The 13,157-nt window shown below is 60.7% G+C and carries 14 protein-coding genes; 3 read left to right on the forward strand and 11 right to left on the reverse strand.

The genetic code is table 11. From position 1 onward, the window contains the following. Nucleotides 1–9: 9 nt before the first annotated feature. Nucleotides 10–243, forward strand: a complete 234-nt coding sequence (locus AC2FNA_RS10735) for a DUF1289 domain-containing protein (RefSeq protein ID WP_496826351.1) — start codon at nucleotides 10–12, stop codon at nucleotides 241–243. A 69-nt stretch (nucleotides 244–312) separates the two neighbouring features. Here AC2FNA_RS10735 and AC2FNA_RS10740 read toward each other — a convergent pair whose 3' ends face one another. The 3 genes from AC2FNA_RS10740 to AC2FNA_RS10750 form a co-directional block, all read right to left on the reverse strand. Beyond that, entirely contained in the window at nucleotides 313–1,701 is a 1,389-nt protein-coding gene (locus tag AC2FNA_RS10740) for a calcium-binding protein (RefSeq protein WP_496826353.1), read from the reverse strand. Nucleotides 1,702–1,848: 147 nt separating this feature from the next. After that, nucleotides 1,849–2,634 carry a hypothetical protein gene (locus tag AC2FNA_RS10745; protein ID WP_496826355.1) on the reverse strand — a complete coding sequence of 262 codons (786 nt, stop codon included), beginning with the start codon at nucleotides 2,632–2,634 and terminating at the stop codon, nucleotides 1,849–1,851. Further along, nucleotides 2,628–3,452 carry a sulfite exporter TauE/SafE family protein gene (locus AC2FNA_RS10750; RefSeq protein WP_496826357.1) on the reverse strand — a complete coding sequence of 275 codons (825 nt, stop codon included), beginning with the start codon at nucleotides 3,450–3,452 and terminating at the stop codon, nucleotides 2,628–2,630. Before AC2FNA_RS10750 ends, AC2FNA_RS10745 begins: the two co-directional genes overlap by 7 nt. Before the next feature lie 277 nt (nucleotides 3,453–3,729). Between AC2FNA_RS10750 and AC2FNA_RS10755 the strand changes: the two genes are divergently transcribed. After that, nucleotides 3,730–5,376 (forward strand): tetratricopeptide repeat protein, encoded by a 1,647-nt coding sequence (locus AC2FNA_RS10755; protein ID WP_496826359.1) that lies wholly within the window; start codon nucleotides 3,730–3,732, stop codon nucleotides 5,374–5,376. 215 nt (nucleotides 5,377–5,591) lie between these two features. Here AC2FNA_RS10755 and AC2FNA_RS10760 read toward each other — a convergent pair whose 3' ends face one another. Continuing rightward, the gene (locus AC2FNA_RS10760; RefSeq protein ID WP_496826361.1) at nucleotides 5,592–7,136 is read right to left on the reverse strand and encodes an alanine/glycine:cation symporter family protein; all 1,545 of its coding nucleotides are present in this window, start codon (nucleotides 7,134–7,136) and stop codon (nucleotides 5,592–5,594) included. Between the two features lie 23 nt (nucleotides 7,137–7,159). Further along, on the reverse strand, nucleotides 7,160–7,594 hold the full coding sequence (locus tag AC2FNA_RS10765; RefSeq protein ID WP_234136350.1) for a universal stress protein: 435 nt from the start codon (nucleotides 7,592–7,594) through the stop codon (nucleotides 7,160–7,162). Nucleotides 7,595–7,740: 146 nt separating this feature from the next. Here AC2FNA_RS10765 and AC2FNA_RS10770 point away from each other — a divergent pair, with 146 nt between their 5' ends. Then, nucleotides 7,741–8,196 carry an Lrp/AsnC family transcriptional regulator gene (locus AC2FNA_RS10770; protein WP_234166270.1) on the forward strand — a complete coding sequence of 152 codons (456 nt, stop codon included), beginning with the start codon at nucleotides 7,741–7,743 and terminating at the stop codon, nucleotides 8,194–8,196. Nucleotides 8,197–8,207: 11 nt separating this feature from the next. Here AC2FNA_RS10770 and AC2FNA_RS10775 read toward each other — a convergent pair whose 3' ends face one another. The 6 genes from AC2FNA_RS10775 to AC2FNA_RS10800 form a co-directional block, all read right to left on the reverse strand. Beyond that, the gene (locus AC2FNA_RS10775) at nucleotides 8,208–8,624 is read right to left on the reverse strand and encodes a VOC family protein (RefSeq protein ID WP_496826364.1); all 417 of its coding nucleotides are present in this window, start codon (nucleotides 8,622–8,624) and stop codon (nucleotides 8,208–8,210) included. Nucleotides 8,625–8,655: 31 nt separating this feature from the next. Beyond that, entirely contained in the window at nucleotides 8,656–9,633 is a 978-nt protein-coding gene (gene dusA / locus AC2FNA_RS10780) for a tRNA dihydrouridine(20/20a) synthase DusA (RefSeq protein WP_496826366.1), read from the reverse strand. Between the two features lie 615 nt (nucleotides 9,634–10,248). Continuing rightward, entirely contained in the window at nucleotides 10,249–10,827 is a 579-nt protein-coding gene (locus AC2FNA_RS10785; protein WP_496826368.1) for a hypothetical protein, read from the reverse strand. 271 nt (nucleotides 10,828–11,098) lie between these two features. Next, nucleotides 11,099–11,803 carry an imm11 family protein gene (locus AC2FNA_RS10790; RefSeq protein ID WP_496826370.1) on the reverse strand — a complete coding sequence of 235 codons (705 nt, stop codon included), beginning with the start codon at nucleotides 11,801–11,803 and terminating at the stop codon, nucleotides 11,099–11,101. A 99-nt stretch (nucleotides 11,804–11,902) separates the two neighbouring features. Next, nucleotides 11,903–12,523, reverse strand: a complete 621-nt coding sequence (locus AC2FNA_RS10795) for an imm11 family protein (RefSeq protein ID WP_496826372.1) — start codon at nucleotides 12,521–12,523, stop codon at nucleotides 11,903–11,905. Between the two features lie 51 nt (nucleotides 12,524–12,574). Then, nucleotides 12,575–13,036, reverse strand: coding sequence for a CoA-binding protein (locus AC2FNA_RS10800; RefSeq protein WP_496826374.1), 462 nt, complete (start codon nucleotides 13,034–13,036; stop codon nucleotides 12,575–12,577). Nucleotides 13,037–13,157 lie beyond the last annotated feature (121 nt).

Here is a 13,157-nt window from a genome sequence, read left to right on the forward strand (position 1 = left end):
CTTTGGCCGATGTCCGACATGGTCTGGAAACGCAACGAGGTCGACAGCCCCTGCATCCGCATCTGCGTGGTGCACCCGACCGAGCGCATCTGTACCGGCTGCTATCGCTCGATTGACGAGATCTCACGCTGGTCGAAGATGCAGCCCGAGGAACGCCGCGCCATCATGGAAGACTTGCCGGGCCGCGCGCCGCAACTGCGCAAGCGCCGGGGAGGCCGGGCCGCGCGGCAGGCGCAGGACTGAACTGCTCTTTGCCTGAACAGACGCCGCCCGCATCCGGAATGCGCGGACGGCACTCTGTGATCCAAGACGTCAGGCCGTCAGCAGGTCATCGTTTTCCACAACCTGGATATCGGCGGCTGTCAGGCCTGGATAGGCCCCGTCGATCCACGCCACGATGACGCCGTCGTAAAGGACAAGCGCAACGCCCTCATTGTCGGGCTCTTCCTCGACGGTCACATCGCCGCTGATGCCGCTGGGCACCTCGATCCGAAGCCGATCGTCGGCGGCATTGAAATCGTCGATCCGCGCAACCGCGGTCTCCTGCATCCAGGGCCCGACAACGAATGTGTCGGCCCCATCGCCGCCGGTGGCCTGATCGCCGCTGCCCAGCCACAACTCGTCATCTCCCGCACCACCCAGGATGGTGTCAGGATCCAGTCGGTCGATCACGCCCGGGGCCGCAGTGCCGGGCCGGCCGACAAGCCCCATGATCGTGTCATTGCCGTCGCCACCGTCCAGCATGTCGTATCCGGCACCGCCGTCGAGACTGTCAGCGCCCGCCTCGCCAAGGATCCAGTCTGCAGCATAGCCACCCAGCAAGGTGTCGTTTTCATTGCCGCCCAGCAGAATGTCCTTGCCCAGACCGCCGCGCAGCACATCGGCGCCGTCACCGCCCGCCAGGCTGTCTTCGCCCTCCTGACCACGCAGGACGTCGTCTCCAGCGCCACCCAATGCGATGTCGTTACCGTCCCCGGCGTCGATCACATCCGGCCCGACCCCGCCATCGAGGCTGTCATTGCCAGCGCCCCCCGACAACCGGTCGCTGCCATAGCCGCCCAGTAGAGTGTCGTTGCCCGCGCCTCCGTCCAGATGATCTAGCCCGGTACTGCCATGCAGCAGGTCGGCACCGTCGCCGCCGGACAGGGAGTCGTCGCCCTCCTGTCCGCGCAGCACATCATCCCCGCTACCGCCATCGGCGGCGTCATTGCCGTCACCGCCAAAGACCGAATCCGACCCGCCGCCACCGTCAAGACTGTCATCGCCGCCATTGCCGGACAAACGGTCATTTCCAAAGCCACCCTGCACCGTGTCGCTCCCGGCACCGCCAGACAAAAGGTCCTGACCTGTGCTGCCATGCAGGAAGTCGTCACCGCCCTCTCCCGACAGCGTGTCGTTGCCACCCGCCCCACGCAGCGCATCGTTGCCAGTGCCGCCATCGGCGCTGTCATTGCCGAGCCCCGCAAAGATCACGTCATCACCGCCGCCGCCGGACAGGGTGTCATCCCCGGCACCACCGCTGATCCTGTTTGCCAGATCCGTTCCCTGAAGCAGATCGTTGCCCTCGGTACCGGTGATCTCGGGGCTTTCAGGCGGTTCTTCGCCCCCGCCCGAATTGTCGTCATCATCGCTTTCATCTATCGCCCAAACGATGGTCCCGACCGTCAGGGCCGTGCCGAGCAAAATAAGAGCCGTCAGCATAATCACATCCCCCCAAACCCCAAAAAACTGAGCAAAAATATCACATTTTTCAGGAAGTTAGCGGGGTTTTTCGGATTGTTTCCAGTTTACACCCTCCCCGCGAAAGCAAGATGTGCATTTCACGTATTGGGAGGTATTTTTCCCCGTTTACGGGTACTCGATCCACTCTCTAACCCCTCCGGGTAGTTCGGGCCGGAAATAGGCAATCATGCGTCCATCGGGAACGGCATCCACACTTTCGGCCCAGGCGGCGACCCCGTGCAGGCAGTGCCGATGTAGGAGATAGGCCTCGCCCGGGCGCGCATGCAGGGCGATTCGCGGGCAGGTTTCGAACACTTCGCGCCGCGCGGACTGATAGGCGTCGGTCACGTCGACCCGGTGCCAGTCCTCGGGCGGATACCCTTCCATCGCGCGGGCCAGCGCAGGACCCAGGATGCGGTGGCTGCCCTCCCACAGAATAAGCGGCGCGGCCTCGGGCGGCGCCTCGGTCAGCGGCAGGCCGAGGATCCAGCCATGCGGTTCATCGACATGACGGCGACGGTCGGGGCCCGAGGGCTTCAACCCGTCCACATGCGCCGCCCCCCGGTTCAGGCGATAGCGGAAGGCTGCCTCGCCCTCGCCCCGGCGCGGGCGGGGATAGCCGGGATAGGTGACCGAGATCTGACCGCGATGCAGGGGCAACATGCTCAGATGACGGCGGATATAGTCCACCGCCTGCCCGGCCAGCACCGGACCATCCCCCACCCGGCCCTCAGCATCGTTGTCCAGCGCATCGACACCGATGAACCAGGTGCCCTCGCAATCGAGCCATTGCGCATGGGCAGGATCGGTCACCGCACGCCGCGCGACAGGCAGAACATGAGCGCACCAACGGGCCAGTACCGGATCAAAGGGAAACCGCAGCCAGCCCCGGCGCAGAAACTCCTCTACCATCCCAGAGCCTTGCGCAGCATGTTGAGCGCCACCAGCGTCAGGAACACGGCAAAGATGCGTTTCAGCGGCTTGGGGTCCATCGCATGGGCCAGCTTCACCCCCCAGGGCGTGGTGATCAGCGTCATGCAGATGACCACGCCGAATGCCACCAGATTGACTGCCCCCACTGTCAGCGGCGGCCGCTGCGCCGGGTCGATCTGCAACAGCAGGAACCCCAGCACCGAGGGCACCGCGATGATCACGCCAAAACCCGCGGCGGTGGCAACCGCGCGATGGATGGGCGTGTTGTAAAGGCTCATCAGCGGCACGCCGAAACTGCCACCGCCGATCCCCATCAGTACCGACAGGAACCCCACCATCGGCGACAGGATCAACCGGCGCGGGCCGACAGGCATCGCCTCGCCCAACCGCCAATGGGCGCGCCCCAGCCCCAGATAGGCGCCAATCACGATCCCCAGCACGCCAAACAGCGCCTGCAACGCGACCGAGCGCAGCGAAGCCGCCACCATGACACCCAGAACCGCACCCAGCGCGATCCCCGGCCCCCAGCCGCGCAGGATATCCCAATCCACCGCGCCCTTCTTGTTATGGCTCAGAACCGAGCGCAGAGAGGTCACGATGATGGTGGCCAGCGACGTGGCCAGGCACATCTGCATCAGCTGCGGCCCGCCATAGCCCAGCGTCTGGAACGCGTAGAAGAAAGCCGGGACCAGCACGATACCGCCCCCCACGCCCAGCAGCCCCGCCAGCACCCCGGCAAAGGCGCCGATCACAATCAGCAGGGCCAGCATCTGCAACAGCAGCATCGTATCGGGCATGGGGCAGTCTCCGCTCTTGGGTTCCGTCAGGGGTACAACGCCGGCGTGGCAAGGAAAAGCGGTCTTGTAGGACAAGTGCGTGTGTCCAACGTCACATGAAGTTGACCCTCACGTCGTCAGCCGACCCTGAATATGCAACAAAATGGAGAACGGCAGATCAGCGTCCGAAGCAACCAGTATCTTGAGCCTATGCCCACATGGAAACCCGTTGGCACCGCCCCTTTGGAAACGAGCGCTTCCGTCGTATGGTTAAACAATTGGATGGAAGGATAGTGCGATGGAATATTACGAACTCGGGAGCTATTCCCGGAAAGTGACAACAAGGTCGGATGCAGCACAGCGTTGGTTTGACCGGGGTTTGGCCTGGACATACGCCTATAACCACGAAGAGGCGATCATATGTTTTCAGAATGCCGTGGCTGAAGATCCGGGCTGCGCTATGGCGTACTGGGGCATCGCCTACTGTATCGGGCCAAACTACAACAAGCCTTGGGAGGCGTTTGAAGATGAGGAAAAGCCTGACTGCCTAGGACTGGCGAAGTCGTCCATCGGTTCAGCCATGGCGCTGCTCGACCAGCTAACACCGGTTGAGCGCGCTCTGATCGAAGCCATCCCGGCGCGCTACCCCACATCATCGGATATCGAGGATTTCAGCCCATGGAATGATGCGTTCGCCGACGCGATGCGAAAAGTTCATGCCCAATTCGGTCGGGATCTCGATGTGTGCGCCATATTTGCCGAGGCGATCATGAACCGAACACCCTGGCAGCTTTGGGATCTCCCGACAGGGAAGCCGGCGGATGGGGCCGACACGCTTGAAGCCATCGCGTTGCTCGACAAAGCTTTTGCCTCGCTTCCCGGCGCATGGCAGCACGCTGGGCTGCTACACATGTACATTCATCTGATGGAGATGTCGCCGCATCCCGAGCGGGCGCTTCGTCACGGGGATGCATTGAGCACTTTGGTACCTGATGCCGGACACCTGCTCCATATGCCGACCCATGTCGACGTCTTGTGCGGAGATTACATGAACGTGGTGCTACGCAATCATGCGGCCATTGTGGCAGACCGGAAATTCCTCGAGCGCGAAGGACCGGACAACTTCTACTCCGTCTATCGGTGCCACAACTATCACTTCAAGATCTACGGTGCGATGTTCCTGGGGCAGCCCACAGCTGCATTGGAAGCGGCCGAAGAACTCATCGACACCTTGCCATCGGAAACTCTTCGCCCGATGGCCGACTGGTTTGAAGGCTTCGTCCCCATGAAACAGCATGTGCTGATCAGATTTGGGCGGTGGCAGGATATTCTGGATCAGGATCTGCCAAAGGATGAAGAGCTCTATTGCGTAACGATCGCCATGATGCGCTATGCGCGCACGGTTGCCTTGGCCAACCTGCACAGGATCGCGGAGGCCGAGCAAGAAAAGGCAGAGTTCTATGAGGCATTGGCGCGGGTCCCCGAAAGCCGCATGCTGTTTAACAACACGTGTCGTGACATTCTCAAGGTCGCCGAACAAATGATGCTGGGTGAACTCGCCTATCACAAGGGAGAGCACGAAACCGCTTTTGATCATCTGCGCAAATCTGTGGAGATCGACGACAACCTCCCCTACGACGAGCCCTGGGGATGGATGCAGCCCACCCGCCACGCGCTCGGTGCCTTGCTCCTTGAACAGGGTCAGATGGAGGAAGCAGAGGCGGTATATCGCGCCGACCTTGGTCTGGACACCACGCTCAGCCGGGCATGCCAGCATCCGGGAAACGTGTGGAGCCTGCACGGTCTGCACGAATGCCTCACCCGGCGTGGCGAAACGGTTGAGGCCGCCCACATCAAGCTTCAGCTGGACAAGGCGGTGGCTCGATCCGAGGTGCCCATCAAGGCATCCTGTTATTGTCGGCAGAAAGCATTGGCGGCGGAATAATCCCTGCCAAAGCCAGAGCTCTGGTCATTCACAACGTCCGCATCTCCTGCCAAGGCAGACTTTTGAGAGGATGGGCTGACGATCGGATCATCGGGCCGGGACAGCTGCGCGCCACGATGCCCCTCCACAGGCAAGAGGCCCGCTCAGGTCACTTACTTTTCCTCCAACGCAAAAGGGCGGGGTTTCCCCCGCCCTTTTCATTTTAGTCCAAAGCTTTAGTTGAACTTCTTGATTTCGCCCGACTTGAGCCGCGACAGATAGGAGTCGAGCTCTTTCTTGACGATCGGCATCAGCAGATAGAGCGCGATGATGTTGACAACCGCCATGGCAAAGATCGCCGCATCCGAGAAGTCGATGACCGGGCCCAGGCTGGCCGACGCGCCGATCACCACGAAGAGGCAGAAGATCACCTTGAACACCAGTTCGGTGGTCTTGCCTTCGCCGAACAGGAAGGTCCAGGCCTTCAGGCCGTAATAGGACCAGCTGATCATGGTCGAGAAGGCAAACAGGATCACCGCGATGGCCAGGATGTACTTGAAGAACGGGAAGGCCGAGGAGAAGGCCGCCGAGGTCAGAGCCACGCCCTTGTTGCCGTCCACGGTCTGGATGGTGCTTGCGCCCTCGTCCAGCAGGTAGAGGCCGGTGTTCGGATCGCTGACCAGCTGACCGGTGATGATGATCACCAGCGCGGTCATGGTGCAGATCACCACGGTGTCGATGAACGGCTCCAGCAGCGACACGAAACCTTCGGTGATCGGTTCCTTGGTGCGCACCGCCGAGTGGGCGATAGCCGCCGAACCCACGCCCGCCTCGTTCGAGAAGGCGGCCCGCTTAAAGCCCTGGATCAGCGCGCCGACCATGCCGCCGGCCACGCCGGCCCCGGTGAAGGCACCGGCAAAGATCTGACCAAAGGCCCAGCCGATCATGTCCGCGTTCATCAGGATGATCACCAGCGCGGTGGCCACATAAAGAACGCCCATGAACGGAACGACCTTTTCGGTCACACTGGCGATGGATTTCAGGCCGCCGACGATGACCGCAAACACGATACCGGCAAAGATCAGGCCGGTGATCCAGCCCGGGAACTCACCCACAACATTGGTGATCTGCGCATGCGCCTGGTTGGCCTGGAACATGTTGCCGCCACCAAAGGCGCCCAGGATACAGAAGATCGAGAACAGGATGGCCAGGAACTTGCCCGCCGGAATGCCGCGCTCTTCAAAACCCTTTGTCATGTAATACATCGGGCCGCCCGAAACGGTGCCGTCTGCATATTCGTTGCGGTATTTCACACCCAGCGTACATTCGGTGAATTTCGACGCCATGCCCATCAGACCGGCAAGGATCATCCAGAAGGTCGCGCCCGGACCGCCGATGCCCACGGCAACGGCCACACCGGCGATGTTGCCCAGACCCACGGTACCCGACAGCGCGGTGGCCAGCGCCTGGAAATGGCTGACCTCGCCCGCGTCATTGGGGTCGGAATAGTCGCCCTTGACCAGCGAGATGGAATGCGGAAACGCCCGGAACTGGATGAACCCGAAATAGAGCGTGAACACCGTAGCGGCGATCACCAGCCACATCACGATCCAGGGAAAGGAGGTGCCGGGAAAGGGGCTGAAAATGAAATTGACGAACCAGCCGGTCGAGCTTGCGAAGATCTGATTGACCTTCTCGTCGACGGATTGGGCCAGGACCGGCGCTGCGCTGAGCGCGGCCATGGGCGCGGCCAGTGCCGCGGCTTTGATGGATGTGTTCATGATATCCCTCGTCTGTTGGCCGTTTACGGCACGATCGTGCAAGGCACGGGGGCGCATTGTGCGAGCGTTCCGGCAACCGAGCCGAAAACACGCGCGGCCAGGCCGCTTTCACCCTGACGTGCGATGAAGATTTGTGCCGCACCGCTCTTGGTGGCGATGTCACACAGCGTGTCGGCGACCTGCCCGTAGCGGATCGCGGTCTCGACCTCGACGCCGCTGCTGGCCAGCTCCGCCTTGAGCGGGGCCAGGATCGCGGTTTCGGCGCGGGCCATTTCCTCGGCGCGGCGCTTGTGACGCTCTTCGATCTCGGTCGGTGTCAGGAACGAGTAAGGCGACCATTCCAGAACATGTGCGACGATGATCGAGGCTCCGCCAGCCTTCGCCCGCTCCATGGCGAAGTCGAGCGCCCTGCGGGACGCCGCGCTGCCGTCGTAGCCGACGACGAATTTGGTTGTCATGTCTTCCTCCCTGGGAATGCTGCGCGTCTTTCTGACGCACTTGTAAAGTACACCACAGATCAGACGATTTGTTTCGAAAATTCCTTGTCAGTTGGAAAATTTTCGGAAAAAATCCTAATCTGACTGGCGAAGTGAGAAAATTTCCGATGGATAGCCTAGACAAGAAGATTCTTTCCGTCTTGCAGCAGGACGGCCAGATCTCGATGTCGGCCCTGTCCGAGCGGATCGGGCTGTCGTTATCGGCGTGTCACCGGCGCGTCAAGCTGATGGAAGCCGAGGGCATCATCCGCAACTATGCCGCCCAGATCGACCGCCAGACCGTGGGGCTGGAGGTGCAGGTCTTTATCGAGGTGAAACTGAATTCGCAACGGCGCGAAGACCTGGAAGCCTTTGAAAAGGCAATCCTGTCGATGCCCGAGATCCTGGAATGCCACATGATCACCGGTGAGTTCGATTTCCTGATCCGGGTCTGCGTGCATTCCCCCGCTGATTACGAGGCGCTTTACCGCAGTTCACTGTCGGCGATCCCGGCCGTGTCGCAGATGAAAACGCTGCTCAGCCTGTCGACAGTCAAGGAGTTTCGCGGCTATCACCTGCGCTGAATCACTGGCCCCTACCCGTCCCGCCCGGGCTCTGCCGGGTTGCTGGAGAACAGCGCGATCTTGTTGCCCTGCGGGTCACGCAGATAGCTCACATAGAACTGCGGCCCATAATCGGGGCGAAACCCCGGTTGCCCCTCGTCCGCGCCGCCCGCAACAAGGGCCGCGGCATGCAACGCGCGCACCTGCGCCTGATTGCGCGCCTCAAAGGCGACCATGGCGCCATTCCCGGCCGAGGCGGGGCCACCGTCAAAGGGCGGTTTGACATAGAAATCCGGCAGCAGCGGCGACTGCCCCGGCGCCACCGGCAGCGCATAGCTGAGGCCCTCGGGCCCCTCTTTCAGACCATATCCCAGCAACGGCAGGAAGGCCGAATAGAACCGTTTCGCAGCAGCGATGTCATCGGCGCCAACAGTGACATAGGCAATCATTGCATCCTACCTTTTCCCAAGGTCGCGGCGCTTACCCGGCAACCTGTCCCAGCGCCGCCTCGACCAGCTCCGGCCCGGCGCCCGGGCGCACCGCGCCTTCGGACAGCATCCGCCGCCAGCCGCGCGCACCCGGGCGCCCGGCAAACAGCCCGAGCATGTGCCGGGTCACCTGATGCAGCCGCCCGCCATTGGCCAGATGCGCCTCGATATAAGGCAGCATGGCACGCGCCACCGTCACCGGGTCGCTGGCCTCGCCCGTGCCATAGATCATAGGATCGGCCTGGCACAGGATATCGGCAGGCTGGTGATAGGCCGCCCGCCCGATCATCACCCCATCCAGCCCCGCGTCCAGATGCGCCCGCGCCGCCGCGAGCGTGTCGATACCGCCATTGATCGAGATATGCAGTTCGGGAAACCGCGCCTTCATCCGGTGCACCAGATCGTAATCGAGCGGCGGGATGTCCCGGTTCTCCTTCGGGCTCAGCCCTTGCAACCAGGCCTTGCGCGCATGGATGATGACCCGCTGGCACCCAGCCCCGGCGACCTGTTCCAGGAAATCGGGCAACACGGTCTCGGGGTCCTGATCGTCGACCCCGATCCGGCATTTCACCGTCACCTCGACATCGACTGCCGCGCGCATGGCGGCCACACACTCGGCCACCAGCCCGGGATGTTTCATCAGCACTGCCCCGAATGTGCCCGACTGCACCCGGTCCGACGGACAGCCGCAGTTGAGGTTGATCTCGTCATAGCCCGCATCCGCCCCCAGCCGCGCCGCCTGCGCCAATTCCTCGGGGTCCGAGCCGCCCAGTTGCAAGGCCACCGGATGTTCTTCGGGGCTATATTCCAACAGATGTAATGCGCCCCCCCGGACCAAAGCCGGCGCGGTCACCATCTCGGTATAAAGCAGCGTCTGTCGACTGAGCAGCCGATGCAGATAGCGGCAATGCCGATCTGTCCAGTCCATCATAGGGGCCGCGGACAATCTAGCGTGTTGATTTATTTGCATTTTTGTGTATCTTCAAACTGTTGGCGGCGGATGCTGCTACGCTGCACTACGCCCCAATATCCCCGAATTTGCCCCTCTACGACGACTCATTGCACACACAGCGCACACGAAAATGGCCTCCATCACCAAGCTCCCCTCCGGTGCCTACCGGGTCCAGATCAGACGAAAGGGCCGCTACGCGAGCGAGACGTTCCTCCGCCGCGACGACGCCCATCGTTGGGCCCGCCAGGCGGAGACCCGGGTCGATCAGGGGCTGGCGCCGAACAAGTCGTCCGTTTCCCGCCTCCAGACCTTTGGCGACCTCATCGACCTTCATATAACCGATATGTGCGAGGTAGGGAAACCGCCGCGTCGCGAGCCAAGGCCGCCACGCTCACGACCCTCAATCGCGATCTGGGCAAGGAGAAGATCGGGCACCTCGACCGCTCGAGCCTGATCGACTATGGAAAGACGCGCGCGGAGCTAGGTGAGGCGCATCCCGCAAATCGGTCCAGTGGACCGATTTGAGCGCTGAACGGCCCGGTCACTCTCGGGATCGACATCGGCAGGTTTTGTTTGGTCTCGACGCACCAACAACTCTTTTTTTGGGTACAATTGAAGAAGCGATTTCGTCCCCTACTGATGAACCAAGTTTGTGAACTCTGCCCTAAGTGCGTGCTCGAGCGCGCGGTAGTCTTTGAAACCATCTGCACAAACCACGTCGATCATCTCCATGTATACACCGTTGGCACCCTGTCGCGTATCATCGCTAACGATCAAGAAACCTGAAGGTGCCGGGTATCCGTATTTCAACGAGGCGCTCCAGCCTCGGTCGGGCCACATAAGATCGGACGACGGATCTGGTCGATGCCAATCGGAACTCATTGAAATATCGCTATCCATCAGCGAGATGTTGCCACCACCGACTTCATTGGCATATTCAATTTCCGGACGCGAAACTCTGTCGGTATGTTGTCCATTCAGACTCACTCGCATTCGCGCAGGATGCTCGTCGTTGGAAACAGACAAAAAGACAACAACAACCCCGTCCGAAACAATGAAATCAAAAGATACGGAATCTCCGCGTGAAGTCTGCGAAGGTGCAATTTCACCTTCTGAACTAGGCCCAAAGTAAGCGCGTGCGTCCGTTGCTATGCAGTCTTGTCTAAACGACGCCCCATGTGCGTCAGTAGCGATCGCAACCATTGCGAACATACACATCGTTCTTCCCAGCATAAGCTACCTTTCCGTTGGCTTTCGAGGCGGATAACACCGCCGGCAGTCAGCAACAATCGCCTTCTTGGGTCTGATCTGCCGCGTTTCGAAACGTCCCTCCGGAAAAAACGGCCCGAAGGATGCATGGTGAACAAGTATCCATGTCATGCGCGGGTCACCCTTCTTGATATGTTGGCACGCCAATGTATCGGCGCTGTGGCCTTTTCTTGCATTCTGCTTCCTGCGTTGCGCCGCATACAATCGCCCCCGCCTATACTGCCCGAACTTCTTCGAAATCTGTGTATCTGTAGATACCCGTCAACCCTTGAGCCTGCGCCCGGGCCAGAAAGGCCTCGGACGCGAAATAGCCGTAAAGGCACCTGAGTTCTCGCCAAATACCGGCGGTCCCGACCTTGTCCTTGAAGACCCGGAACGGGCTGCGGACCGTGTAGGTGAACGGGCTGGGATCGCCGGGGCGCGCGGTCCGGTGATGCGAGAAATCGAGGCGCTCGCTGGTCTCGTCGACCGTATCGAGCACCTGCCGGCATTTGAAATAGGAAAAGCCCGACTTGGTATAGGGCGCGCCGTTCGCGTCCACGATCTCGACCGGAACGAATTGGTGAATGTCCCCGTCGAAGTCCTGCACCAGGGCCTTGAAGGCATCGCTGACGAACAGGAACCCGAAATTGGAGTAGAAATCCGGGATTGTCACGCCAGTCTTCACGATGACCTTCGGCAGAAACATCTCCTCTGGTAAGGCGACCCGCGCCGCGATGGCGAAATCGTAGGCGTAGCGGTCAAAGGGTTCACCCTTGGCCATGATCTCCGTGCCGTAAGCAACCCGGGCCTTGCTGTGCACGTCCCGCAGGTAGCGGTCGACCGCATCGGCCATCTGAGATCCGAACGCCCGCCCTTCCGGCGGAAGCAGCACCGGGTCTACGCAGGTTTCGTCGTCGTAAGAAATGACCGCGCCCATCACACATTTCCCCTCTGACCGTAAGGACCTGCAACGCAACCTGGCACCGCGGCGCGGCGGAAGCTGAAGAAGTCTGCCATGATTAATACCTGACCTGAATTACTCTGCCGGGAAATTTCGCCGGAACCGCGCGCCGGTCAGGCCCGACGCTTCGATCGCTTCCACGAGGGCGTCGCTGACGAAAAGAATGCCGGGATATTCCGCACTGGCGAATATCGCCCGGTTGTCGGTGACGCTGGCATCGAAGACGATATGCTGGTCTTCCAAAGGCGTTGACTGCCTGAAATACCCGATATCTGCGAGCGTCGGCCGCGTCTTTTCCTTGTCCATCGCGTGCAGCCGCACCGTCGGGATGAACCAGTAGCGCCTTTGCTGAAACGCCCCGTCGCGCTTGCCGATCACGTCGAAGGGTTCGTATTGCACATCGCCCGGCGCAAATTGCTCGATCAGCGCCTTGAGCGACTCGGAGACCGTCAGACAGGTGTGCACCATCGCCAGATCGTCGATCCGGTCCGCACTCATGTCGTGACTGACCTTGCGCTGCAACCGCTCCGGTTTGACTTGCCGCCCGGCGGTCATGACGAGGAACTGCATGATCGGCTTGATGCCGATGTCGATGCTGGTATCGACGAGTTCGACATGGCCAAGATCCCCGTCGAGCGGCTTGAGAAAACCGGAATATTCCCCGGTGTTTTGCTGTCCCAGTACCCAGTAGTTCATCTTGCGCTCATCTCCGCCAGCAAGTGATTGAACTTGTTGGTTGCGGCTCTTTCAAGGCTGTCTTCGTCGCGCGGAATTCAATAAGACCGTAGCGTTTCTGTTACCGGTGAAGACGATGGTTCTTTTCCTTGCCGAAATTGGGAACTTCGATCGCAGCACCTGAGGTCCGCCTCGTCCGTGACCCCAAAGCACTTTTGCCCCGATGGCGATGGCTTTCTCGGCGAAGCCGTAAAGCTCCTCTTTGGGTCGGAAAACATCTACCATGTCGACCGGCTGGTCGATTTCCTCCAGAGAGTGATAGACCTTCAATCCCCGGATTTCGGTGACAGTCGGATTGGGATTGACCGGTAGGATGTCGTAGCCGATTTCGCTAAGCTGGCGCAGTACGCCATAGCTGAACTTGGTCTTGTCCGCACTGGCCCCCACCATGGCGATGATTTTGACAGACTTCAGGATGTCGGCCAGGTATTGCGGGTCGTAGTCGTAGATGCGGTCGATATCTGCTTCAGGCATTGCTCGGATTTTTCGGCGTGGCGATATTTGCCTTGAGTTCATGGGGTTTCAGCGGATCGAGGAAAGGATTGCGATAGAGTTTGTCGTGGCTCTCCACCCCGATTTCAAGCGTGATGTCAGA

It is taken from the genome of Ruegeria sp. YKSD163 (assembly GCF_059612905.1).